Annotated in this window: 22 protein-coding genes; 8 read left to right on the top strand and 14 right to left on the bottom strand. The window is 71.0% G+C overall.

What is annotated here, in order from left to right; translation table 11 throughout:
- Positions 1 to 28: 28 nt before the first annotated feature.
- A complete protein-coding gene (locus tag NUV38_RS05545; protein WP_257728162.1) occupies positions 29 to 1597 on the bottom strand; it encodes a molybdopterin-dependent oxidoreductase in 1569 nt (522 codons plus the stop codon).
- Between the two features lie 148 nt (positions 1598 to 1745).
- Between NUV38_RS05545 and NUV38_RS05540 the strand changes: the two genes are divergently transcribed.
- Positions 1746 to 3185, top strand: coding sequence for a hypothetical protein (locus tag NUV38_RS05540; protein ID WP_257728161.1), 1440 nt, complete (start codon positions 1746 to 1748; stop codon positions 3183 to 3185).
- A gap of 737 nt (positions 3186 to 3922) precedes the next feature.
- On the opposite strand, the gene NUV38_RS05535 is transcribed toward NUV38_RS05540, so the two are convergent.
- The 3 genes from NUV38_RS05535 to NUV38_RS05525 are packed head-to-tail and all read right to left on the bottom strand — an operon-like array spanning position 3923 to position 6221.
- Positions 3923 to 4591: a nitroreductase gene (locus NUV38_RS05535; protein ID WP_257728160.1), complete on the bottom strand. Its 669-nt coding sequence runs from the start codon at positions 4589 to 4591 to the stop codon at positions 3923 to 3925.
- Positions 4588 to 5358 (bottom strand): enoyl-CoA hydratase-related protein, encoded by a 771-nt coding sequence (locus tag NUV38_RS05530; protein ID WP_257728159.1) that lies wholly within the window; start codon positions 5356 to 5358, stop codon positions 4588 to 4590. The genes NUV38_RS05535 and NUV38_RS05530 overlap by 4 nt, the downstream gene beginning before the upstream one ends.
- The gene (locus NUV38_RS05525; protein WP_257728158.1) at positions 5343 to 6221 is read right to left on the bottom strand and encodes an alpha/beta fold hydrolase; all 879 of its coding nucleotides are present in this window, start codon (positions 6219 to 6221) and stop codon (positions 5343 to 5345) included. The genes NUV38_RS05530 and NUV38_RS05525 overlap by 16 nt, the downstream gene beginning before the upstream one ends.
- Before the next feature lie 96 nt (positions 6222 to 6317).
- Between NUV38_RS05525 and NUV38_RS05520 the strand changes: the two genes are divergently transcribed.
- Positions 6318 to 7172: an NAD(P)-dependent oxidoreductase gene (locus NUV38_RS05520; RefSeq protein ID WP_257728157.1), complete on the top strand. Its 855-nt coding sequence runs from the start codon at positions 6318 to 6320 to the stop codon at positions 7170 to 7172.
- Here the strand turns inward: NUV38_RS05520 and NUV38_RS05515 are convergent, their stop codons facing one another.
- A complete protein-coding gene (locus NUV38_RS05515; protein WP_257728156.1) occupies positions 7173 to 7601 on the bottom strand; it encodes an OsmC family protein in 429 nt (142 codons plus the stop codon). It abuts the gene before it with no gap.
- A 46-nt stretch (positions 7602 to 7647) separates the two neighbouring features.
- Here NUV38_RS05515 and NUV38_RS05510 point away from each other — a divergent pair, with 46 nt between their 5' ends.
- The 4 genes from NUV38_RS05510 (at position 7648) to NUV38_RS05495 (ending at position 11833) form a co-directional block, all read left to right on the top strand.
- A complete protein-coding gene (locus tag NUV38_RS05510) occupies positions 7648 to 8346 on the top strand; it encodes an aspartate/glutamate racemase family protein (RefSeq protein ID WP_257728155.1) in 699 nt (232 codons plus the stop codon).
- Between the two features lie 99 nt (positions 8347 to 8445).
- Positions 8446 to 8769, top strand: coding sequence for a 4-fold beta flower protein (locus NUV38_RS05505; RefSeq protein ID WP_055962160.1), 324 nt, complete (start codon positions 8446 to 8448; stop codon positions 8767 to 8769).
- Positions 8770 to 8842: 73 nt separating this feature from the next.
- Positions 8843 to 10321 carry an SDR family oxidoreductase gene (locus NUV38_RS05500; RefSeq protein ID WP_257728154.1) on the top strand — a complete coding sequence of 493 codons (1479 nt, stop codon included), beginning with the start codon at positions 8843 to 8845 and terminating at the stop codon, positions 10319 to 10321.
- Between the two features lie 48 nt (positions 10322 to 10369).
- Positions 10370 to 11833 (top strand): amino acid permease, encoded by a 1464-nt coding sequence (locus NUV38_RS05495; RefSeq protein ID WP_257728153.1) that lies wholly within the window; start codon positions 10370 to 10372, stop codon positions 11831 to 11833.
- Here the strand turns inward: NUV38_RS05495 and NUV38_RS05490 are convergent.
- The 9 genes from NUV38_RS05490 to NUV38_RS05450 all read right to left on the bottom strand — a co-directional run bounded on the left by NUV38_RS05490 (position 11830) and on the right by NUV38_RS05450 (position 21965).
- Positions 11830 to 12507 (bottom strand): class I SAM-dependent methyltransferase, encoded by a 678-nt coding sequence (locus NUV38_RS05490; protein WP_257728152.1) that lies wholly within the window; start codon positions 12505 to 12507, stop codon positions 11830 to 11832. The two genes, NUV38_RS05495 and NUV38_RS05490, sit on opposite strands and share 4 nt — an antisense overlap.
- A gap of 61 nt (positions 12508 to 12568) precedes the next feature.
- The gene (locus NUV38_RS05485) at positions 12569 to 13420 is read right to left on the bottom strand and encodes an ABC transporter ATP-binding protein (protein WP_257728151.1); all 852 of its coding nucleotides are present in this window, start codon (positions 13418 to 13420) and stop codon (positions 12569 to 12571) included.
- A complete protein-coding gene (locus NUV38_RS05480) occupies positions 13417 to 14460 on the bottom strand; it encodes an iron chelate uptake ABC transporter family permease subunit (protein WP_257728150.1) in 1044 nt (347 codons plus the stop codon). Before NUV38_RS05480 ends, NUV38_RS05485 begins: the two co-directional genes overlap by 4 nt.
- Positions 14457 to 15509 (bottom strand): iron ABC transporter permease, encoded by a 1053-nt coding sequence (locus NUV38_RS05475; RefSeq protein WP_257728149.1) that lies wholly within the window; start codon positions 15507 to 15509, stop codon positions 14457 to 14459. Before NUV38_RS05475 ends, NUV38_RS05480 begins: the two co-directional genes overlap by 4 nt.
- 116 nt (positions 15510 to 15625) lie before the next feature.
- Positions 15626 to 17119: a sodium:alanine symporter family protein gene (locus NUV38_RS05470; protein ID WP_257728148.1), complete on the bottom strand. Its 1494-nt coding sequence runs from the start codon at positions 17117 to 17119 to the stop codon at positions 15626 to 15628.
- A gap of 109 nt (positions 17120 to 17228) precedes the next feature.
- A complete protein-coding gene (locus NUV38_RS05465) occupies positions 17229 to 19415 on the bottom strand; it encodes a 3-hydroxyacyl-CoA dehydrogenase NAD-binding domain-containing protein (protein ID WP_257728147.1) in 2187 nt (728 codons plus the stop codon).
- 16 nt (positions 19416 to 19431) lie between these two features.
- Positions 19432 to 20646, bottom strand: coding sequence for an acetyl-CoA C-acetyltransferase (locus NUV38_RS05460; protein WP_055962191.1), 1215 nt, complete (start codon positions 20644 to 20646; stop codon positions 19432 to 19434).
- 108 nt (positions 20647 to 20754) lie between these two features.
- Positions 20755 to 21381 (bottom strand): hypothetical protein, encoded by a 627-nt coding sequence (locus tag NUV38_RS05455; protein WP_257728146.1) that lies wholly within the window; start codon positions 21379 to 21381, stop codon positions 20755 to 20757.
- On the bottom strand, positions 21369 to 21965 hold the full coding sequence (locus tag NUV38_RS05450; RefSeq protein WP_257728145.1) for a thermonuclease family protein: 597 nt from the start codon (positions 21963 to 21965) through the stop codon (positions 21369 to 21371). The genes NUV38_RS05455 and NUV38_RS05450 overlap by 13 nt, the downstream gene beginning before the upstream one ends.
- 74 nt (positions 21966 to 22039) lie before the next feature.
- On the opposite strand from NUV38_RS05450, the gene NUV38_RS05445 reads away from it, so the two are divergent.
- The gene (locus tag NUV38_RS05445; RefSeq protein ID WP_257728144.1) at positions 22040 to 22768 is read left to right on the top strand and encodes a MerR family transcriptional regulator; all 729 of its coding nucleotides are present in this window, start codon (positions 22040 to 22042) and stop codon (positions 22766 to 22768) included.
- A gap of 193 nt (positions 22769 to 22961) precedes the next feature.
- On the top strand, positions 22962 to 23924 hold the full coding sequence (locus NUV38_RS05440) for a TerC family protein (RefSeq protein WP_257728143.1): 963 nt from the start codon (positions 22962 to 22964) through the stop codon (positions 23922 to 23924).

The following is a 23924-nucleotide window of genomic DNA, read 5'->3' as shown; positions in this document are numbered from 1 at the left end:
TTTCTTCTCCTTGGTTGGGTGTTTCCTGCTACTCGACGCGGAATCTGACGTTGTGCCAGCCGGTCGATCCGTCCGGTGCGATGGGCACCCGGTCGGAAGTCTGTGTGGTGCCGTCGGCGTCGGTCGCTCGCACGGTCACCTGGTGGGTCCCCTCGGTGGCGTCCTCCCACGTCCAGGACCACTGGCGCCACGTGTCGACGCCGTCCTGGTCCGCGAGCTCGACGTCCTGCCACTCGCCGTCGTCGATCTTGACCTCGACGCGCTCGATGCCGACGGTCTGCGCCCAGGCCACGCCGCCGATGCGGACGTTGTCGCGGGGCAGCGCCTGGAAGGCCTTGGGGACGTCGATGCGGGACGACAGCTTGATCGGCGCCTCCTCGGAGTAGCCGCGCGTCGACCAGTAGGCCTTGAAGTCCGAGAACTTCGTGACCTCGATGTCGACGAGCCACTTGGTGGCGGAGACGTAGCCGTAGAGGCCGGGGACGACCATGCGGACGGGGAACCCGTGCTCGAGGGGCAGCGGCTCGCCGTTCATGCCCACGGCGATCAGCGCACCGCGGTCGGTGTCGGTGAGCGCCTCGAGCGGGGTGCCGATGGTCATGTCGTCGGCGCTGGTGGTCTTGACGGCGTCGGCGCCGTCCTTCACGCCGGCGCGGGCCAGCAGCTCGGCCACGGGGATGCCCAGCCAGGCGGCGTTGCCCACGTAGGGGCCGCCGACCTCGTTGGAGACGCAGGTCAGGGTGATGCGGCGCTCCACGAGGCGCTCCTTGAGCAGGTCCTCGAAGGAGAGGTTGAGCTCCTTGTCGACCATGCCGTGGATGCGCAGGTTGAAGGTGCTCGCGTCGACCTGCGGCACGCGCAGGGCGGTGTCGATGCGGTAGAAGTCCTTGTTCGGCGTCACGTAGGGGCTGATGCCCTTCAGCTCGACCTGGGCGCCGGCCGGGACCGCGCTGGCCGGGACGGCTGCCTTCGGGAGCTTCACCGAGGCGCGGGACTCACGACCGGCACTGGAGCCGAGGAAGCGGGTGACTCCTCCGCCGATCGCCATGACGGCGCTGGCGGCCAGGACGACCTGCAGGAAGGCGCGGCGGTCGAAGCCGGCGGGCGTCTCGTCGCCGACCTTCGGTGCGAGCTCGAGGGCGCTGAGGAAGCGCATCAGGAGGAACACGCTGACGACCAGCGTGACGGCGGAGGGGATGGCGGTGACGACGACGTTGGCCGTCGAGGTGCGGTCGAGGACCGCGGTGACCAGGGCCACGAGTCCGAGCACGGCGGTGATGCCGAGGGCGAGCCGCGGCCGACGCAGGCCCAACCAGCCGGCGACGGCCGCGGCGACCAGGAGGGTCACGGCGACGCCGCCGATGAGCACGGGCTTGTCGTTCGTCCCGAACTGCTCGATGGCGAATTCCTTGAGCGGGCGGGGCACCAGGTCGATGACCCGGTTGCCGACCGACTCGATCGGCGTCGGGACGCCCAGCAGCGTGGCGACGCCCGATCCGGCTGCGACGCCTGCGACCGCAGCGAGCAGGCCCGACACGGCACCGGTCCACCACGGAGCGGTGGCCCGCGTGGTCTGGGTGGCGATCGAGTGGCTCATGCACGTAGTTCGGGACCGTGGTGGCCGTGGATGGGTCCGAATCCAAGAAAGTGTTCACGTCGGCGTGTCGTGAACAAGATCCGTGTCACTCCCAGTTACCTTTTCGCCGCGAGTTTCCCTGCGCTCACAGGGTTCCTAGGCTGTCATCATGACCACGCGCGAGGGAGTGCAGTTCCGGTCCGAGAGCACGTCCGCCACGGCGAGGGAGGTCCTGGCCGACGCGCTGCGGGCCGCTGATCCGGTCGGTGCACGCGCCGTCGAGCACGAGACGGCCTGGCGCCGGCAGTACCTCCAGCACTTCCGCCGAGCCGTGGAGGCCGGCGTCGGGGATGCGGCGGCTGCGCGCTCGATCGCGGCCGAGGGTCTGCGCAGCGCCCACGCCGCCATGCGGTTCGACGACGTCGCCCTCGACGAGGCCCTGGCCGTGACACCGCTCGACCAGGTGCTCAGCACGACCACCGTCCAGGGCGAGGCGGATCCGGAGACCGAGCTGACCGTGCCCTACCGCGGCGAGAGGCTGGGGGGCGACGCGCTCCTGCGCCAGCTGGACGACTGGCTCGACCGCGGCGTGGTCACGCCGTCGTGCGCGGACGCGGTGCGCACCGTGCAGGCGAACCCCGACTGGCTGCGGCTCGAGGGCGACCTCGTCGTCGTGCTCGGGGCGGGGGCCGAGATGGGTCCCTACCGCGCGCTGCAGCGGTGGGGTGCCGAGGTGGCCGCCGTCGACCTGCCCCGCGCCGACGTGCAGGGCCGCATCGCCGAGGTCGCGACGGGCGGAGCGGGCCGGGTGCACGTGCCCAGCCGGATCGTGACCCACGGTCGGCCCGACGGTGGGAGCGACGTCGGCGCCGACCTGGTGCGCGAGCTGCCGGCGCTGGCCCACTGGCTGAGCTCCCTCGAGTCCCGCGTCGTGCTCGGCAACTACTGCTACGCCGACGGCGGGCAGCACGTCCGGGTCTCGATGGCCGCCGACGCGCTCGCCGACCACCTGGTGCGAGAGCGCCCCGACACCGCGCTGGCCTTCCTGGCCACGCCCACCGACGTGTTCGCCGTCGGCGCCGACGACGTGGCGCGGTCGGAGGCGGCGTACCGCGCCGGACGGTTCGGTCGGATGGCTCGCCACGCCACGCGCGTGGCGAGCGGTGGGCGGCTCCTGCAGCGGAACTACCCGCCGGGCGCCGACCCGGGCATCTGCGACGCCCTCGTCCCGCAGCAGGGTCCCAACTACGCGTTCGCCAAGCGGCTGCAGCGTTGGCGCGCCACGACGGCTCGCGCTGCCGGCACCACGGTGTCGCTCAACGTCGCGCCGGCCACGCGCACCCGGTCGGTCGTGAAGAACAAGGCCCTGGCGGCGGCCTACGCCGGGGCGCACCGCTTCGGCGTCGAGATCTTCGACCCCGCCACGTCGAACACCCTGATGGCCGCGCTCCTGGTCCACGACCTCCGCGCCGACCTGCCCGCCGAGCCCGAGCCGTGGCAGGACGAGGCGCGCGGCGCCGCCCACGGCGGGCTCTGGACAGCGGCCTACCACCCCCGTTCGGCCCTCGGCCTCGCCGCGGTGCTGGGCGTGGGGGCGCTGCGGGGGTGAGGGTGGGGGTCGGCCTGCGGCTGCGCTGCTTCCTCTGGGCCTTGGCCTGCGGCTGCGCTCCTTGCTTCCGTCCGGACCTGCGGCTGCGCTGCTCCGGCTGGGTCTCGTCCTTCGGCTGCGCTTCTGCCTCTGGTCCGGACCTGCGGCTGCGCTGCCTCGGCTGAGTCTCGCCCTGCGCTGCGAGAGGGCCTCGACCGGCGGATGGGCTGCCGCTCGGCCGAGTCCCGGTGCTGCGGGCTGGTCCTGGGCCGTCGGAGGTAGGTGAGGCACCGAATCGGGCTGGCAGAGGTGAGTGAGGCACCTCAAGGCACTCGTATTCGGTGCTTCTCCTACCTCTCACTGCCCCGGCCGGGTGAGAGGTAGGTGGCCCGCGGAATCGGCGGGTCAGAGGTAGGTGGCCCGCGGAATCGGCGGGTCAGAGGTAGGTGGCCCGCGGTTTGGAGGTCTGTATCCGCGCCCCACCTACCTCCGTCCTGCGGATAACCCGCGCCACCTACCTCTGACGGCCTCGACCGACGCACGATGAGGCAGTCAGGTGGTCAGGACGACCCGAACGCACCACCGGCGTACCCGCGCCCCGAGACCCCAGGCCGAGCACGCACCCCGCCACCGGTCGAGGCCCCTTTCGGAGCGCAGGTCGACGCGGAGCCGAGGCAGCGCAGCCGCACGACGAGACCCACCCGAGCAGTGGCGCCGCAGAACACGACCCCGCCGACGCGCACCCTCAGGACGAGACGTCAGAGCCGCAGCTCGGCCGCCTCGTCCAGCGACGCGCGGGAGGTGCGGTAGGAGGCGGTGGGGTGGTCGGGGTCGGGGTGGCCGAAGGAGATGCCGCACACCACCTGGCGGTCGTCGTCGAGGTCGAACCACTCGCGCAGCAGCTCCGAGCGCATCGCCAGGGCCGCCTGGGCGCAGGCGCCGAGACCGAGCGCCTGGGCCGCGAGCAGGAACGACTGCACGTACAGGCCGCAGTCGATCGCGCCGTACACGCCGAGCGAGCGGGTCGTGGTCACGATCGCGACGTGCGGGGCGCCGAAGAACTCGAAGTTGCGCATCGTCTGGGCGGCGGACCCGGCCCGGTCGCCCTTCACCACGCCGACCGCCTCGTAGAGCTGCCAGCCCGACTCGCGCCGGCGCTCGGCGTACACGCCCTCGTAGGACTCCGGGAAGGTCAGGTCGGGCCCGAAGCGCTCGTCGTCGGCCATGGCCTGCTTGAGCCGCTCGGTCTCGCCCCCGGCCGTCACCACCACGTGCCACGGCTGCGTGTTGCACCACGACGGGGTGCGCTGCGCGGCGTTCAGCAGCCGCTCGATGGTGGCCGCCTCGACCGGTTCGTCGGTGAATCCGCGGCAGCTCCAGCGCTCCTCGAGGAGGGCCTCGAGGGCCTCCATCCGGCTCTCGCTCATCGGCCCACGAACCCAGCAGCGCGCTTGTCCAGGAACGCCTGGATGCCTTCCTTGGAGTCCGCCGTGTCGGCGAGCTCCCGCTGCAGGCGCAGCTCGCGGTCCAGCGTCTCGTCGAGGTGGCGCAACGTGTTGGCGGTGATGGCCTGCTTCGTGGCGGCGTACGCGGCCGTGGGCCCGTTGGCCAGCTTCGCGACCAGCTCGGCCACCTGCTCGGCGTAGTCGTCGCCGCAGCACCGGTCGATCAGTCCCATCGACGCAGCCTCGGCGGCGGGCAGCCTCTCCCCGAGCAGCGACAGGCGGTTGGCCCGGGCCCTGCCCACTGACGCCGCGAGCAGCTCGGTGGCGCCGCCGTCGGGCATCAGGCCGATGTTGACGAACGCCTGCAGGAAGTAGGCCGACTCGTGGGCGACGGTCACGTCGGCGGCCAGCGCCACCGACATCGCGATGCCGGCGGCGGGGCCGTTCACCGCGGCCACGACCGGGCGGTCCGTCGAGACCAGCGCGCGCACGAGCCGGTTGCCGTTCTCGTGCGTGCCGCCCCGCTCCAGCCGACGCAGGTCCGCACCGGCGCTGAAGGCCCGGCCCGCGCCGGTCACGACGACGACGCGGGCGTCGGTGGTCTCGACGGCCTCGGCGGCCCGCTCGAGCATGACGCCGTCGAGCGCGTTCATGACGTCGGGCCGGTTGAAGGTGATCGAGAGGATGCCCTCGGTGGTGTCGAGCAGCAGCTCGGTGCTGGTCGGGTCGCTCGTCACGGGCGTCTCCATTCTCCGATGATGGCCTGCACGGCAGCGGTGAGCGCCAGCGGCTGGTCGAGCATCACGTGGTGCCCGGAGTCTCGCACGACGGTGACCGGGACGTGTCCCCCGAGACGCTCGGCGACGGCGTCGGTGATGTCGGTGGTGGCCATGCCGCGGTCCCCGCGCAGGAGCGCCACGGGGCAGGCAGCCTCGGCGAGCTCCTCGGGCTCCATGCGCGACCGCAGGAAGATGCGCGGGTCGAACTTCCAGCGCCATCCCCCGGGCTCACCGTCGGACGCGGGGACCTCGCGCACGGACCCCTCGGCGATGTGGCGGTGCACGAAGTCGAGCGTGGCGTCGTCGGCCGGGAGCGTGCGGAACCGCGCGAGGATCGCCTCGCGGTCGGGGTGCAGCTTCGGGGCGGGGATGACGCCGTGTGAGGCGATCCACGCTCGCGCCTCGCTCGACATCTCGCGGACCGGCGAGTCGATCGCGACGGCACCGGCCAGCGCTGCGCCGTGGTCCCGGGCCGTGGTGAGGGCCACGAACCCGCCCATGCTGTGTCCGACCACGGCGGGCGGACGGGTGCTGCCCTGCGCCTGCGCGACGGCCATGACCTCGGCCGCCCAGGTCTCGAGGGCGTAGACCTCGCGGTGGTCGCTGTCCCCGTGCCCGCTCAGGTCCAGGGCGACGACGCGGCCGTCGAGCAGCGGCCCGACGTGGTCCCACCAGCCCGCGTGCGCGGCGCCACCGTGCACGAGCACCGTGACGGGCTCGTCGACCGGGCCCCACGCCCGGTAGGTGATGCGCGCGCCGCCGACGTCGACCGAGGCGTGCTCGGGCTGCTCCGCCAGGGCGGCCGTGAACCAGGCCGGTACGTCCTGAGCCATCGGTGCCGCCACCTCCAGAGAAACAATCAACCTTGACTGTTCTTGCCGTCCCCAGCACGATAGCGAGGACGCACGTCCACGACGAGAGGACCCCCGATGAGCCTGGCCGGAACGACGATGATCATGTCCGGAGGCAGCCGAGGGATCGGGGAGGCCATCGCGGTGCGCGCCGCCCGCGACGGTGCGAACGTGGTGCTGCTCGCGAAGACGTCCGAGCCGCACCCCAAGCTGCCCGGGACGATCCACACCGCTGCCGCTGCCATCGAGGAGGCCGGCGGACGTGCGCTCCCCCTCGTGGGCGACATCCGCGACGACGCCTTCGTCGAGGACGCCGTGGCCCGGGCGGTGGAGACGTTCGGCGGCATCGACCTGGTCGTCAACAACGCCAGCGCGATCGACCTGTCCCGCACCGAGGACATCTCGATGAAGAAGTACGACCTCATGACGCAGATCAACGCGCGCGGCTCGTTCCTGCTGTCCAAGCTGTGCATCCCGCACCTGCGCGCGTCGGCGAACCCCCACGTGCTCACCCTCAGCCCGCCGATCAGCCTCGACCCGAAGTGGTTCGGCACGTTCACCGCGTACGCGATCGCCAAGTACGCGATGAGCCTCGTGACCCTCGGCCTGGCCGAGGAGCTGCGCGAGGACGGCGTCGCGTGCAACTCCCTGTGGCCGCGCACGGCGATCGACACGGCTGCAGTGCGCAACGTCGTGGGCGCCGGGCTGGAGACCAGCTCACGCACGCCGGCGATCATGGCCGACGCCGCCCACGCGATCCTCACGCGACCCAGCCGGGAGTGCACGGGGAACTTCTTCATCGACGACGAGGTGCTCGAGGCCGAGGGCGTCACCGACCTGTCGGTCTACCTGAACGGCGGTCGCGAGGAGGACCTGGCGCTCGACTTCTGGGTGGAGCCGAAGGGTCCGCACGACCCCGCCAAGCGTCTCTAGCTACTGCGTGTCGACGGGCGTGCCCAGCTCGACCGTGCGGCTCACCGTGCAGAGTCGGTCGTGGGACTTCGCGATCGCGTCCGCCAGCCGGCCGGACGCCTTCGCGCCCTCCTCGTCGTCGCCGAACGCCACGTCGAAGCGCACCTGCAGGTCGTCCATCCGGTTGCCGTCGTCGTCGCGCACCTTCTCGCCCGACGCCGTCACCGCGAACCGCTCCGGCTCGGTCCGCTTGGTGGTGATGAGGTCGACGTCGATGGCCGTGCAGCCCGCGATCGCGGCCAGCAGCAGCTCGACGGGCGTGAACGCGTCGCCGGAGCCGTCGCCGATCACCATCTCCCCTCCGCGGGCGTTGGTGACGCGGTAGCGGCCGCGGTCGAGTCGTTCCAGGCCCACCTGACGGTGCTGTTCGGTCGCGGAGGCATCACTCATGGCACCATCCTGCAACAGGGGTGGGAGCCCCGGGAACGAGGACGCGATGCGCACGATCGGGATGCTCGGCGGGATGAGCTGGGAGTCGACGGCGGAGTACTACCGGCTCGCCAACGTGCTCGTCCGCGAGCGGCTCGGAGGCGTCCACTCCGCCCGCGTGCTGCTCGACTCGCTCGACTTCGCCGACGTCGAGGCCCTCCAGTCGACGGGTCGGTGGGAGGAGGCCGGCGCGCTCCTCGCCGACCGCGCACAGCGCCTCGAGCGCGCCGGGGCCGACCTGCTGCTGCTCTGCACCAACACGATGCACAGGGTCGTCGACGTCGTCGAGGCCGCCGTGACGGTGCCCGTGCTGCACATCGCCGACGCGGCCGCCGCACGGATCCAGCAGGCCGGCCACCGACGGGTCGGCCTGCTCGCCACCGCCTTCACGATGGAGCAGGACTTCTACCGCGAGCGACTCGCCCGGCACGGCATCGAGGTCCTGGTGCCCGGTCCCGACGACCGCGCGACCGTGCACGGGGTGATCTACGACGAGCTCGTGCGCGGGATCGTCAGCGAGACCTCACGGGCCGCGTACGCCGACGTGATCGGCCGCCTGGTGGCCGACGGTGCCGAGGGGATCGTGCTCGGGTGCACCGAGATCGAGCTGCTCGTCTCGGCCGACGACAGCCCGGTGCCGGTCTTCGCGACCACCCGGATCCACGTCGAGACCGCCGTCGAGCATGCGCTGGCCAGGACTGACTAGTCCATCGGGATCATCTTGGTGCGTTCTCACCGCGTCATCATCGAGTCGTCCTACCGTCGAGGAGGGAGAAGACCAGCACCATCTCGGGAGCCTGACCACATGAGCGTGTACCTGTACGACCTCGACGGAGACGTCATCGCGTTCCGACGCGCCTGGGACGACGAGCACGTGTTCGACACGGCCGGCCGCTGGATCGGCTGGATGCCCTGGGAGGGCACCGACGTCGTCGACGCGCGTGGCCACTACCTCGGGTCGGTCGTGGGCGACCGGCTCGTGCGTCGCAACGACTGCGGCAACCGGGTGTGCAGCGCCGACGTCGAGCACCCCGAGCGTGCCGAGCCCTCCGGCCGGCCCACCACGCCGCTGGAGTTCCCCAACCGGTTCGCCTACGACGACGTCGAGCAGCTGCACCGGGCCGGCTGACTCCACCGGGGACGCCGGTGCGACCTGGACCAGTCGGGATGCCCCGGTGCCCGGGGTCCCCGACGATGGAGACATGACGCTCTCCCTGGTCACCGGTGCCACCGGCTACGTCGGCGGGCGCCTCGTCCCGCAGCTCCTCGACGCCGGGCACGACGTGCGCGTGCTCGTCCGCAGCCCCGAGAAGGCCGAGGCCCACGACTGGGCACCGCGGGTCGAGATCGTGCAGGGCGACGCGACCTCCGACGACGACGTGCGTGCCGCGATGGACGGGGTCGACGTCCTGTACTACCTGCTGCACTCGATCGGGTCGGGCGACGACTTCGCCGAGACCGAGCGCCGGATCGCCGAGTCGTTCGCCGACGCCGCCCAGCACGCCGGCGTGAGCCGCATCGTCTACCTGGGCGGGATGGATCCCGAGGACGAGCAGCTGTCCGAGCACCTCGCCTCCCGCAAGCGCGTCGGCGAGGTCCTGCTGGCCTCCGGCGTGCCGACCACCGTGCTCCAGGCCGGCATCGTCATCGGCTCGGGCTCGGCGTCGTTCGAGATGCTCCGCTACCTCACCGAGCGTCTGCCCGTCATGGTCACGCCGAAGTGGGTGCACACGCGCATCCAGCCCATCGCCATCCGCGACGTGCTCCGCTACCTCGTCGGCAGCGCAGACATGCCCGCCGACGTGAACCGCGCCTTCGACATCGGTGGGCCCGACGTCCTCACCTACTTCGAGATGATGCAGCGCTACGCCACCGTCGCCGGGCTGCCGAAGCGGCGGGTGCTCCCCGTCCCGATCCTGTCGCCCGGCCTGTCGAGCCACTGGGTCGGCATCATCACCCCCGTGCCCGCGAGCATCGCGCGTCCGCTCGTCGAGTCGCTCAAGAACACCGTGGTCGCGAGCGAGAAGGACGTCGAGCAGTACGTGCCCGACCCGCCCGAGGGTCTCATCGGCTTCGACCGCGCCGTCGAGCTCGCGCTCACCAAGATCCAGAACCTCGACGTCCCCACCCGCTGGTCGTCGGCGGCGACCGCCGGCGCGCCGTCGGAGCCGTTGCCGTCGGACCCGGACTGGGCGGGCGGTTCCCTGTACAAGGACGAGCGCACGCGCGAGGTCGACGCGTCCCCACAGTCGCTCTGGACGGTCATCGAGGGCATCGGCGGACGCAACGGCTGGTACTCCTGGGCGCTCGCGTGGTGGGTGCGCGGCATCCTGGACCGGCTCGTCGGCGGGCCTGGGCTGCGTCGTGGCCGACGCAACGACAAGGAGCTCGTGGTCGGGGACGCCCTCGACTTCTGGCGGGTGGAGGCCACCGACGACCACTCCTTCCTGCGCCTGCGGGCGGAGATGAGGGTGCCGGGGCTGGCCTGGCTGGAGCTGCAGGTGGGCTCGACCGAGGGCGGAACCACGACGTTCCACCACCGCGCGCTCTTCCACCCCCGCGGCCTGCTCGGGCACGCCTACTGGTGGGCGATCCTGCCCTTCCACGGCATCATCTTCGGCTCCATGCAGCGCAACATCGCCAAGGCCGCGGAGCAGCTCGACACAGCGCGGACCGCCTGACCGCCGAGTACGGTTGCGCGCTGCAATCGTCGGGTGCAGGATCACCCGGTGAGCCTCTTCCGCACCAAGTCCGTCGAACGGTCGATCGCCGAGACCGACGAGCCCGACCACCGGCTGAGGAAGGACCTCTCCGCCTGGGACCTCACAGTCTTCGGCGTGGGGGTCATGATCGGCACCGGCATCTTCGTGCTGACCGGCCAGGAGGCCTACCGCAGCGCCGGTCCGGCGATCGTCATCTCCTTCGTGCTCGCCGGCATCGCCTGTGCGCTCGCCGCGGTCTGCTACGCCGAGTTCGCGTCGACCGTGCCCGTCGCGGGCAGCGCGTACACCTTCTCCTACGCGACGCTGGGTGAGCTGATCGCCTGGATCATCGGCTGGGACCTCGTGCTCGAGCTCGCCCTGGGTGCGGCGGTCGTCGCCCGTGGCTGGTCGGCCTACCTCCAGTCGCTGCTCGACCTGCCGACGTGGCTCGCCGGCGACGCGGCCCGTCCCGACTTCGGCGCCATCGCCATCGTCGTGGCCCTCACCGCGCTGGGCGTGCTCGGCACCAAGCTCTCGGGCCGGTTCACCAGCGTGCTCGTGGTGGTCAAGGTCGCCGTGGTGCTGTTCGTGGTGGTCGCCGGCCTGTTCTTCATCAAGGCCTCCAACCTCACGCCGTTCGTGCCGCCGTCGAAGCCCAGCTCCGGCGAGTCGGGGCTGGACTCCACGCTCCTGCAGACGGTCTTCGGCGTCGAGCCGACCGTGTTCGGCATCTACGGCATCATCGCCGCCGCCTCCGTGGTGTTCTTCGCGTTCATCGGCTTCGACATCGTCGCGACGTCGGCCGAGGAGACCCGCAACCCGCAGCGCGACATGCCGCGCGGCATCCTCGGCTCACTCGCGATCGTCACCGTCCTCTACGCGGCCGTCGCCTTCGTCGTCACCGGCATGCTCAAGTACAGCGACGACCGGATGAACACCGCCGCACCGCTGGCCGAGGCGTTCTCGGCCAACGGCCTGGAGTGGGCGAGCAAGATCATCTCCGTCGGCGCGGTCGCCGGGCTCACGACCGTGGTGCTCGTGCTCATGCTGGGCCAGGCCCGCGTGCTGTTTGCCATGTCGCGGGACGGCCTCCTGCCCCAGGGCCTCGCGAAGGTGCACCCGCGCTTCGGCACCCCCTACAAGATCACGATCATCACCGGCGCGTTCGTGGCCGTGCTCGCCGGCTTCGTCCCGCTGTCGGAGCTGAGCAAGCTCGTGAGCATCGGCACGCTGTTCGCGTTCGTCGTGGTCTCGGCGGGCGTCATCGTGCTGCGCCGCACGCGGCCCGACCTCGACCGCTCCTTCCGCGTCCCGGGCGTCCCGCTCGTGCCGATCCTCGCGATCGCCGCGTGCGTGTGGCTCATGGTGAACCTGTCGGTCGAGACCTGGCTGCGGTTCCTCGTGTGGATGGTGCTGGGCGTCGGCCTCTACGTCGTCTACGGACGCAGCCACTCGCGCCTGGGTCGCGACCAGGCCGCCGGGAAGGCCTAGGCGGGCTTCACGCCGGCGTGGAAGACGCGCACGTTCTCGCGCCAGCCGCCCAGCGCGTCGAAGGGCATCGGGTCCTCCGCGGCCTTCTTGCGCACGTCGCGACGTCGCTCGGTCGCGTCGAAGCCCTGGTCGATCGTGTCGGTGCCGCGCATCAGGAACGCGAGCGCCTCGGGCGTGTAGCGCCAGTAGTCGATCGGGCAGGGGTGGTAGCGCCAGCTGAACAACGTCGAGGTGTACACGAGCCCACCGGGCCTGAGGATCCGCACGATCTCCTCGCCCGCGAGCCACGGCCGGTCGATGTGCTCGAAGACGTCGACGCTCAGCACCACGTCGAAGGAGGCGTCGGGGATCTCGGGGCAGTGCGTGATGTCGCCGATGATGACGCCCGGTCCGGTCTCGGCGAGGTCGAGGTCGAGGTACTCGAAGCGGTCGGCGTCGAACACCCGGTGACGCGGGTGCCCTCGGCCGCCGATCTCGAGCACGCGCCCGCCGGAGACGCCGGACTTCTCGAGCACGAGCGCGAGGTGCTCGTTGATCCGGTCGTCACGGACGGGCCCGTCCTTCCACGCGTCGCGCAGCCGGTCGAGCGCGACCAGCTCGGGGTCGCGCGGAGGCTTCGGTGGGGGCGGTGGCGTCCAGATCCGACGGGCGAGGCGTTCGCGTAGTCCGGCCATGGCGGCGACGCTAGGGCGCGGTCGTGAACGTGCCGTGAGCCGCGGACGAACGTCGACCGACTCAGACGGCGGCCGGCGACTCAGCCTCGGACGTGAGCCCGCCGACGTGGTGACGGCTGCGCGGCACCACGAGCGGCGTGCCGCTCACGGGGTCGGGCACCACCTGGCAGGCGAGCCCGAACACGTCCTCCACCACGGCCGCGTCGATGACGTCGGACGGGCTGCCCTCCACCACGATCTCGCCGTGCTTCATGGCGATGATGTGGTCGGCGTAGCGGAACGCGAGGTTGAGGTCGTGCAGCACCATCGCGATGGTCTTGCCGTGCTCGCGGTTGAGGTCGGTGAGCAGGTCGAGCAGCTCCACCTGGTGGTTGATGTCGAGGTAGGTGGTGGGCTCGTCGAGCAGCAGCAGGTCGGTGTCCTGCGCGAGCGCCATGGCCACCCAGACGCGCTGGCGCTGACCGCCCGAGAGACCCGTGATCGGACGGTCGGCGAGGTCGGCCGTGCCGGTGGCCTCCAGCGCCTCGGCGACGGCGGCGTCGTCCTCCGCGCCCCAGCGGCGGAACCACCCCTGGTGGGGGTAGCGGCCACGGCCCACCAGGTCGGCCACCGTGATGCCGTCGGGCGCGACCGGCGTCTGCGGCAGCAGGCCGACGATGCGGGCGACGTCGGTGGAGCGCTGCTCGTGCACCGACGTCCCGTCGAGCAGGACGGTGCCGTGGCGCGGCTTGAGGAGCCGGGCCAGCCCTCGCAGCAGCGTCGACTTGCCGCACGCGTTGGCGCCGACGATGACGGTGATCCGGCCGGGCGGGACCTCCACGTCGAGGTGGGACACGACGTCGGTCTCGGCGTACCCGAGCGTGAGGTCCTGCGCTCTCAGCTCATGGGTGCGGTCGGTGCTGGTGGTGGTCATCCTCCGCGTCCTTCCCGGTTGACGGTGGCGAGCAGCCAGATGAGGTAGGGGGCGCCGACGGCGCCGGTGATCACCCCGGTGGGCAGGGCGACGGGCAGAGCGTGCTGCGCGACGAGGTCGGCCAGGAGCACGATGACGGCACCGACGAACGCGGCCGCCGGCAGGCTGGCGGCGTTGCCGACGAGCCGGATCGCGATCGGTCCGGAGATGAGTGCCACGAAGGCGACGGGGCCGGCCGCGGCGGTGGCGAGCGCCACGAGCACGACCGACAGCGCGAGGAGGACGAGCCGCGAACGCTCCACGTCGACGCCGAGCGCCGACGCAGCGTCGTCGCCGAGCTCGAGCGCGCCGAGCCGACGCGACAGCACGAGCACGACCGGCAGGAGCACCGCGACGCCGATCAGCAGGGCGCGCAGCTCGAACGGGCCGGCCGAGCCGACCGAGCCCACGAGCCAGGTCATCGCCTCGCGTGCGTCGCTCAGCTCGGCCTTCGCGATCACGTAGCCGGTGAGCGCCACGAACAGCTCGGACAGGCCGATGCCGATGAGGATGAAACGGTAGCCGGTGATGCCGTCGCGCCAGGCCAGCAGGTACACCGCGACGGCGGCGAGCACGGCCCCGAGCAGCGCCATGCCCGACGTCGCGACGGCACCCCACGTGGAGAACAGGATGGTCGAGACGGCGAACAGGCTGGCACCACCGGAGATGCCCACGAAGTCGGGCGAGGCCAGCGGGTTGGCGAGCAGCCGCTGGAAGACGAGGCCCGCGACACCGAGCGCGAGGCCTACGCCCACCGCCGTGGCGGCCGTGGGCAGGCGCAGGTCGAGCACGATGAAGTCGACGCTCGGGTCGTCCGTGAGCCGGAAGACGCTCCCGACCACCTCCCAGGCGGAGAGCCGGAAGGTGCCGATCATCATGGTCGCCACGAACAGCGCGAACGCCAGAGCCGCGAGACCTGCGGTGATGGCCGTCGTCCGGGCTCGGTGGCCGCGGCGCTGCGCGCGGACGGCGTGACGCAGGGGCGTGGTCGCGGTGCTCACAGCTGGGCCAGGTTCTTGTAGCGGACGAGCGCGATGAACGCGGGCGCACCGAGCACCCCGAGCACCACGCCGACCTGGAGCTCGCTGGGGCTCACCAGCACCCGTCCGAGCACGTCGGCCGACAGCAGGATGACCGGGCTCAGCAGCAGCGTGTAGGGCAGGATCCAGCGGTAGTCGGGTCCGCAGATCGCCCGGGCCACGTGCGGGACGATCAGCCCGACGAACACGATCGGTCCGCAGGCAGCGGTGGCGGCGCCGCCCAGCAGGGCGACCGTGACGAAGATGACCACCCGGGTCAGGCGGACCCGCTGGCCGAGGGCCACGGCCAGGTCGTCGCCGAGCGCCAGTCCGTTGAGGGCGCGACCCAGCAGCATCGCCACGACGATGCCGGCCACCAGGAACGGGTAGGTCTGCTCGAGCACCGGCAGGTACCGGCCGCTGAGCGAGCCGACCTGCCAGAAGCGCAGCTCGTTGAGCGCGCCGACGTCGGTCATCGTGATGCCGGTCGTGACCGAGTAGAGCGCGGCACTCACGGCGGCGCCCGAGAGCGCGAGCTTCACCGGCGTGGCTCCCTCGCGGCCGAACGACGCGACGCCGTAGACCACCACGGTGGCGATGCCGGCCCCCGCGAAGCCGACCCACACCGACGCGGACTGGCTGATGCCGTCGAGGACCATGACGGCCACGACGATGCCGGTGGCCGCGCCCATGTTGATGCCCATGATCCCGGGGTCGGCGAGGGGGTTGCGCGTGACGCCCTGCAGGAGCGCACCCGCCAGCCCGAGGGCCGCGCCGACGAGCAGGCCGAGCAGGGTGCGTGGCACCCGCAGCTCGCGGATGACGGTCTGCTCGGCCGACGCCCGGTCGTAGTCGGTGAAGGCCGTCCAGATCGTGCCCAGACCCACACCGCGCGCGCCGATCGTGATGCTGACGAACGTGATGACGGCGAGTACCCCGAGCAGCACCAGCACGCCCAGTCCGAGACCCGCCGCCGAGCGCCCGCGGGGCGGGGCGTCCGACGTCGTCGGGCGTGCGGCGGTGCTGGTCACGGTGGCCTCTCGTGGGTGGTCCGTAGGCCAGACTAACTTAGGGCAGCCTCATCTCTCCCGCACACCAGGTCGAGGCGGGCGCCCCGTAGGCACCCACCCTCGACCACCCTGACGCGTCAGGAGTCTGCTCGCACCAGCCGGTCGGCCTTCTTGTCCGCCCAGTACTCGCGCACCTCGCGGCGGACCACCGGCAGGAGCAGGTAGAGGCCGAAGATGTTGACGAGTGCGCAGAGGAACAGCATCGAGTCCGCCAGCGTGATCACGTCGCTGAGCGTGACGACGGAGCCGAACACGGTGAACACGCAGAAGATCACCTGGAACAGGCGCTCGGTGAACTGCGAGCGGCCGAACAGGTGCGTCCAGGCCTTCTGCGTGTAGTAGGCCCACGTGATGAGCGTCGAGAACGCGAAGAGTGCCACCGCGATGGCCAGCACGTACGGGAACCAGGGGACGACGGTCTCGAACGCGTCCGAGGTGAGCACCACGCCGTCCGGGTTGGGCGTCTCGCCGGCGGCCACCGCGGCCTTGCCGTCGAGCCAGCTCTGCGGCTCGGCGATCACGATCACGAGCGCGGTCATGGTGCAGATGATCACCGTGTCGATGAACGGCTCCAGGAGCGCCACGAAGCCCTCGCTGGCCGGACGGCTCGTCTTGACCGCCGAGTGGGCGATGGGCGCCGAGCCGACGCCGGCCTCGTTCGAGAACGCCGCACGCTGGAAGCCGATGATCAGCACGCCGACCACGCCGCCGGTCACGCCCTCGGGCGAGAACGCACCGCCGATGATCTGGCCGACCGCGTCGGGCAGGTTGGTGATGTTCGTGCCGATGACGACCAGGCAGGCGAGGACGTAGACGGCGGCCATCGCGGGCACCAGCTTCTCGGTGACCTTGCCGATCGACTTGATGCCGCCGATGATCACGAGGCCGACGAGCAGCGCGAGGACGATGCCGAACGCGAGCGCCGCGCCGTCGGAGCCGAGGAAGCCGTCCTCGCCGCCGGTCACATTCTTGGCCTGCGCGTAGGTCTGGTTGGCCTGGAACATGTTGCCGCCGACCGCGCCGAAGAAGAAGATCGCGACGGCGAAGATGCCGGTCAGGACCGTGGCCGCCGCCGCGCCGAACCGCTCGAACGCGATGGGCAGGTAGCGGAAGGGGCCACCGCTGACGGTGCCGTCCTCGTGCTCCACGCGGTACTTCACGCCGAGCGTGCACTCCACGAACTTGGTGGCCATGCCGAGCAGGCCCGCGACGATCATCCAGAAGGTCGCACCTGCACCACCCAGGGTCACCGCGACGGCGACACCGGCGATGTTGCCCAGACCCACCGTGCCGGAGACCGCGGAGGCGAGGGCCTGGAAGTGCGAGACCTCGCCCGGGTCGTCCTTGCTGCCGAACTTGCCGCGCACCAGCTCGATCGCGTGTCCCACCCCCCACGTCTGCGGGCCGCGGAAGGCGATGGTGAAGACCAGTGCGCCCGCCACGAGCCAGAAGACGATGAGCGGGAACGCGACCCCGCCGATCGTCAGCTCGAAGAAGATGATCCCGGAGACGAAGTCCGCCACGGGGGCGAAGAATCCGTCGATGGCCTGTTCGATCCCGGTGACGTCCATCGGGCCACTTCAGCGGAAGTGGCTACGTGACGCAAGTCCTACACCGGATCGTCACCGAACGACGAGGCCCCCACGACCATGCGGTCGTGGGGGCCTCGTCGAGGTGTGGTCAGACGAACTTCTCGCCGTTCTTCGCCTTCTCCAGCAGCAGCGCCGGGGGCTCGAAGCGGTCGCCGTAGGTGGCGGCCAGCTCCTGCGCGCGACGCGTGAACGCCTCGACGCCGATCGAGCCGTCGGCGGCCTCGTAGCCGTTGACGTACTGGATCGCGCCACCCTGCAGGGCCGGGAAGCCGATGCCGAAGATGGAGCCGATGTTCGCGTCGGGCACCGTGCGCAGCACGCCCTCCTCGAGGCACTTGATCGTCTCGAGGCTCATGCGGAACGTCAGACGCTCCTTGAGGTCCTCGAAGTCGGGCTGCGTGTCGGCCGTCGGGAACTGCTCCCGCAGGCCCGACCAGAGGCCGACGCGCTTGCCGTCCTCGTAGTCGTAGAAGCCCGCACCCTTGAGGCGTCCCGGCCGGCCCAGCTCGATCATCCGGTCGATGATCTGCTCGCCCGGGTCGGAGACCCACGTGCCGCCCTCGGCCTCGACGGCCGCCTTGGACTCGTTGCGGATCTTCGTCATCAGCTCGAGGTTGAGCTCGTCGCTGAGCTGGAGCACCGGCGCGGGGAAGCCCGCGATGGTGGTGGCCCGCTCGATGGAGACCGGGTCGACGCCCTCGGACAGCATGCCGATGCCCTCGTTGACGAAGGTGCCGATGACGCGGCTGGTGAAGAAGCCACGGCTGTCGTTGACGACGATCGGCGTCTTGCGGATCTGCTGCACGTAGTCCAGCGCACCGGCGATCGCGGCGTCGTCGGTCTGCTCACCGGCGATGATCTCCACGAGCGGCATCTTGTCGACCGGGGAGAAGAAGTGGATGCCGATGAAGTCCTTCGAGCGCTCCACCCCCTCGGCCAGACCGGTGATGGGCAGCGTCGACGTGTTGGAGCCGAGCAGGGCGTCGGGCTCGACGACCTTCTCGATCTCGGCGAACACCTCGTGCTTGAGCTTGACCGACTCGAAGACGGCCTCGACGACCAGGTCGCAGCCCTCCAGGTCGGCGTAGTCGTCGGTGGGCGTGATCCGCGCGAGGAAGGCGTCGACCTTCTCCTGCGTGGTGCGACCGCGCTCGAGCTTCTTGGCCAGCAGCTTCTCGCTGTAGGCCTTGCCCTTCTCGGCCGCCTCGCGCGAGACGTCCTTGAGCACGACCTCCATGCCCGCCTGCGCCGAGACGTAGGCGATGCCCGCGCCCATCATGCCGGCGCCGATGACGGCGACCTTGGTGAACTTCCTCGGCTCCACGCCCGCAGGACGTGAGCCACCGGCGTTGATCGAGCCGAGGTCGAAGAAGAACGCCTGCGTCATGTTCTTGAACTGCTGGCCGACGAGGAGCTCCACCAGGTAGCGGGACTCGATGCGGCTCGCGGTCTCGAAGTCGACCTGCGCACCCTCGACGGCGGCCGCGAGGATGTTGCGCGGCGCCTTGTAGGGCGCGCCCTTGGTCTGCTTGCGCAGCATGGCGGGGAACGCGGGCAGGTTGGCGGCCAGCTTCGGGTTGGACGGGGTCCCACCGGGCATGCGGTAGCCCTGGCGGTCCCACGGCTGCGTGGCCGCGTCGGCGTCGCCCTGCACCGACTCGATCCACGCCTTCGCTGCGGAGAGCAGCTCGTCGGCGGGGACGATCTCGTCGACGAGGCCGATCTCCTTGGCCTTGGCCGGCTGCATGCGCGGACCCTGGAGCAGGATGTTCATGAGCGCGTCCTGCAGGCCGAACATGCGCACGGTGCGGGTCACGCCTCCGCCGCCGGGCAGCAGGCCGAGGGTCACCTCGGGCAGGCCGACCTCGAGCCGCACGTCGGCCGCGATGCGGTGGTGCGCCGCGAGCGCGATCTCCAGGCCACCGCCGAGCGCGGCGCCGTTGATGGCGGCGACGACGGGCTTGCCGGAGGTCTCGAGCTTGCGGAGCGTGGCCTTGATGCCCTCCACGTTGTCGAACAGCTTCTGCGCGTCGGCCGGGGTGGCCTGCGTCATCAGCTTGAGGTCGCCGCCGGCGAAGAAGGTCTTCTTCGCCGAGGAGATGATGACGCCCTTGACGGCGTCGGCGTCCTTGGCGATGTCGTCGACCAGACGGTCGACGGCCTTGGCCATGGACGACGCGTAGGCGTCGTTCATCGTGTTGGCGTTCTGGTCGGGGTCGTCGAGGACGAGGTTGACGATGCCGCCCTCGACCTCGTAGCGCACTGCTTCAGTCATGTCTCTCTTCTCCTGGTCAGACGCGCTCGACGATGGTGGCGATGCCCATGCCGCCGCCGATGCACAGCGTGGCCATGCCGTAGCGCTTCTCGCGGCGGTGCAGCTCGTCGACGAGCGTGCCGAGGATCATCGCGCCGGTCGCGCCGAGCGGGTGGCCCATGGCGATCGCGCCGCCGTTGACGTTGGTCTGCTCGTGGGGGTAGTCGCCGAGGTCGCGCATGAGCTTCATGGCGACGGCGGCGAAGGCCTCGTTGATCTCGATCAGGTCGATGTCCTCGATGGACAGACCGGCCTTGTCGAGCGCCTTGCGGCAGGCGGGGCCGGGGCCCGTCAGCATGATCGTCGGCTCCGAGCCGATGACGGCGGTCGAGACGATGCGGGCGCGGGGCGTGAGCCCGTGACGCTCGCCGGCGTTCTCGTTGCCGATCAGCACGAGCGACGCACCGTCGACGATGCCGGAGCTGTTGCCGGCGTGGTGGACGTGGTTGATCTTCTCGACCGTCGTGTACTTCTCGAGCGCGACCGCGTCGAACCCGGCGAAGTCGCCGAGGTCCTTGAACGACGGCTTGAGGCCCGAGAGGGACTCGGCCGTCGTGCCCTCGCGCACGAACTCGTCGTGGTCGAGGATCGTCATGCCGTTGACGTCCTTGACGGGGATGACGGAGTTCGCGAAGTAGCCGTTGGCGATCGCCTTGGCGGCGCGCGCCTGCGACTCGGCGGCGAACTGGTCCACGTCGTCGCGGCTGAAGCCCTCGAGGGTCGCGATGAGGTCGGCGCCGATGCCCTGGGGCACGAAGTCGGTGTCGAGCGCGGTCCGGGGGTCCATCGCCCAGGCGCCACCGTCGGAGGCCATGGGCACACGGCTCATGGACTCGACGCCACCGGCGACGATGAGGTCCTCCCAGCCGGACTTGACCCGGGCTGAGGCCTGGTTGACCGACTCGAGGCCGGAGCCGCAGAAGCGGTTCAGCTGGACGCCGGCGACCTGCTCGCCGAAGCCGGCTGCCAGGACCGCGGTGCGGGAGATGTCGGCGCCCTGGTCGCCCACGGGCGAGACGACGCCGAGGACGACGTCGTCGACCTGGTTGGCGTCGAGGGCGGGGTTGCGGGTCTGGATCTCGTCGAGCAGCCCGTTGAGCAGCGAGATCGGCTTGACCTCGTGCAGGGAGCCGGTCTTCTTGCCGCGTCCGCGCGGGGTGCGGATCGCGTCGTAGATGAATGCCTCGGTCATGTCAGTGTCCTCAGTGTCCTTCGTGTAGAACCTTCGGTGCCGATTGTGACACCACAACTGTCAGAGTTGCTAGGGGCCTGCCGGATCGTGATGCGGGTCACGCCGCCCTCAGGGTCGCACGGCGTACTGCTGCGTGACCGTGATCTGCCACAGCAGGACCTGGCCGCTGTCCTCCACACGCTGCTCCACGTCGGACGGGAACGCCTCGGTGTCGGGCTCGCCGACGTCGCCGCCGGTCAGGTCCCCCACGAGGCTGATGGGGCTCACCCGCGGCTCCGCCGGGCTCACCGAGGAGACCTCGACCTCCGTCGTCCCGCACGCGAACGTGGAGCCGGGCAGCATGCCCGGCTCCTCCTGCACGCCGTCGGACCAGTAGCGGGCGGCCAGGTCGAGACCGCCCTTGCGCACGCTCTCGCAGCCCCGGTCGGCCAGCCGGTCACGGAGCGCGTCGATCGCCCCGGCCACGTCGGCCCGGCCCTCGGCGGCAGGCAGGATCCACGAGCGACCGACGGTGCAGGCCGACTCGACCTCCGTGACCTTAGAGTTCTGCTGGCCCTCCTGGCAGACGTCCTGCGAGGCCGTCGCGAGCGGTTCGCCGAGGCCGAGCGCGTCGGGCCCGAGCTCGGCGACCGACGCCACGGCCTCGCTGCGCTGCACGTCCGTCGGCGCCGCCGGCCCGCCGCCGCTGCACCCGACCAGGAGCAGCGCGGCGACCACCGCGGTCAGGACGCGCACGCACCCCACAGGCCGGTCCTCGCCTTCTCGGCCTCGTCCTGCGCTGCGGTGACCTGCTCCTCGTACGGGGCGAACGTCGCGTCGTCGCGCAGGGTCGCCGCACCGTCGGCCAGCTGGCTCTCCTGCAGGAGCTCGCCGTCCTTCGTCCACACCCAGGCCAGGGCACGGCCCCGGCGGTCGTCACGACCGGGCTTGACCCAGATGCGCTGCGAGGACTCCGAGAGTCGCTTCTCGAGGGACTCCTTGGCCTCCTCGGCGTAGCACTCCTGGCGGTAGCTGGCGCCCGGGGTGTCGACCCCGTAGAGCCGCACCGTGACGCGGCCGTCGCCGTACGCCTCCAGCCCCTGGTCCGCGTAGCGGGACGTGGTGACGACCGTGGCGGTGAACGTGCCGCTGTCGGCCACGTTCCGGACCCGCATCTCGATCGCGTCGTACGGACGGTCCGCCCCCGAGGACGACTCCGACGACGAGCGCTTCGTCGCGCCGGTGATCCTGTCGGTCAGCCCGGTCGCCCAGAGCACCCCGCCCAGCACCAGGACGACGACCATCAGCAGTGCCGAGTTCCTCCCCGAGAGCCTGTCCATGCCAGGGAACGTAGTGGAACGAACGCCTCATTCGCATCCATCGATCTCGCATGCCGGGTACTACGCTCTGCCGGGTGAGTCCTCAGGCAACGGAGACGATGAGCGTGGAGCAGCTCGCCACGCGTGTCGACATGACCGTCCGCACGGTCCGGTTCTACGCCGGGCGCGGGCTGATCCCACCGCCCCGCCGGGAGGGTCGCAACGGCTACTACGGCCCCGACCACCTGGCCCGCCTCGAGCTTGTCAAGGAGCTGCAGGCGCACGGCTTCACGCTCGCGGCGATCGAGGGCTACCTCGAGCAGATCCCGACGGACGCGACGCCCGAGCAGGTGGCGCTGCACCGCACGCTGCTCGCACCCTGGACGCCCGAGATGCCCGAGACGCTCGACCGGACGATGCTCGAGAAGCGCGCCGGACGCGGGTTGAGCGACGACGACCTCGAGGTCCTCGTGGCCATCGGCGTGGTCGAGCCCACCCCGACCGAGGACGTGTTCCGCCTCGCGCCGGCCCACCTCGCCGTCGGGATGGGGTTCCTCGACGCGGGCCTGCCCGTCGACGCCGCCCTTGCCGCTCGGCGGATGGTCACCGAGCACGGGCGCGCGCTCGCGATCGAGCTGACCGAGCTGTTCCGCACGTCCGTGTGGCCGCAGCTGGTGGCGTCGGGCCAGCCGCCGGAGCTGATGACCGCGATGATCGAGCGGTTCAAGCCCCTGACGGTGCAGGCACTGGTCACCGCGTACGAGGAGGCCGTCGACGACGAGAAGCGTCGGACCGTGCGGCGCAAGGCCAACGACCGCGACTGACGTCACGTCCGTTCGCGCTGCGACGTTTCGCGGCAGTCGGTAAACTCGTGCACATCGAAGGGAAGTATCCCGTCGACCTGCGTGCGTCAGCACGGTCCGGCCATCCGGACCCGCACCAGGTGGCCCTCCCGGGTGGAGAAACCTTCGCGATCCCTGCCAGACCTCTGGCACTGCACCGCGAAGGAACTCCCCGATGCCTCTTGGCTCCCCCCTGGACTGGACCCTGCTGATCGCCGCCCTGGTGGCCTTGCTCGTCGTCGACCTGCTCCTCGTACGCGGCCGCGGCGAGATGCCCACCCGCGTCGCCGCGGTCTGGAGCATCGTGTGGATCGCGATCGCGCTCGCGTTCGGCGGCGTGCTGTACCTCTTCGGCACGACCGAGCAGTCGGCCACCTACTTCGCCGGCTACCTCGTGGAGAAGTCGTTGTCGCTGGACAACGTGTTCGTCTTCCTCGTCGTGTTCGGCGCCTTCGCCATCCCGACCCCGAAGCGGGTGCGTCTGCTGACGTACGGCATCGTGCTCGCCCTGGTGCTGCGGCTGATCTTCATCCTGGTGGGTGCCGCGGCACTCGACGCCGCCTCCTGGCTGACGTACCCGTTCGCCGCCCTGCTCGGCTGGACCGGCTGGCGGTTGTGGAAGCACCGCAACGACCACGACGGTGACGAGAAGCTGATCGAGGGCGTCAAGAGCCGCATGACGATCGCCGAGGGCGACCACGGCGACAAGCTCCTCACGAAGGTCGACGGCAAGCGCATGCTGACCACGGCCGGTGCTGCGCTGGTGGCGATCGCGATCGTCGACATCATCTTCGCCGTCGACTCGGTGCCCGCGATCCTCGGCATCACCACCGACACCTACGTCGTGTTCGCCGCCAACGCCTTCGCGCTGCTGGGTCTGCGGCCGCTGTTCTTCCTCGTGGCCGAGCTCGTGGCGCGGCTGCGCCACCTCAAGGCCGCGCTCGCCGCGCTGCTCGTGTTCATCGCCGCGAAGATGACCTACGGGGAGATCTTCGGCAAGGTCGGCCCCGAGTGGTCGCTCGGTGGCGTGGTGCTGATCCTCGGCGCCGGCGTGCTGGCCTCCCTGCCCTCCTACCGTCGCGAGAAGGCGCAGGAGAAGGACGCCGCCGTCCAGGAGGGCGAGGAGCCCCTGGTCTGA

It is taken from the genome of Aeromicrobium sp. 50.2.37 (assembly GCF_024655735.1).
Taxonomy (GTDB): domain Bacteria; phylum Actinomycetota; class Actinomycetes; order Propionibacteriales; family Nocardioidaceae; genus Aeromicrobium.
Note: the sequence above shows the minus strand (reverse complement) of the source record. Positions and strands in the feature narration are given on the sequence as shown.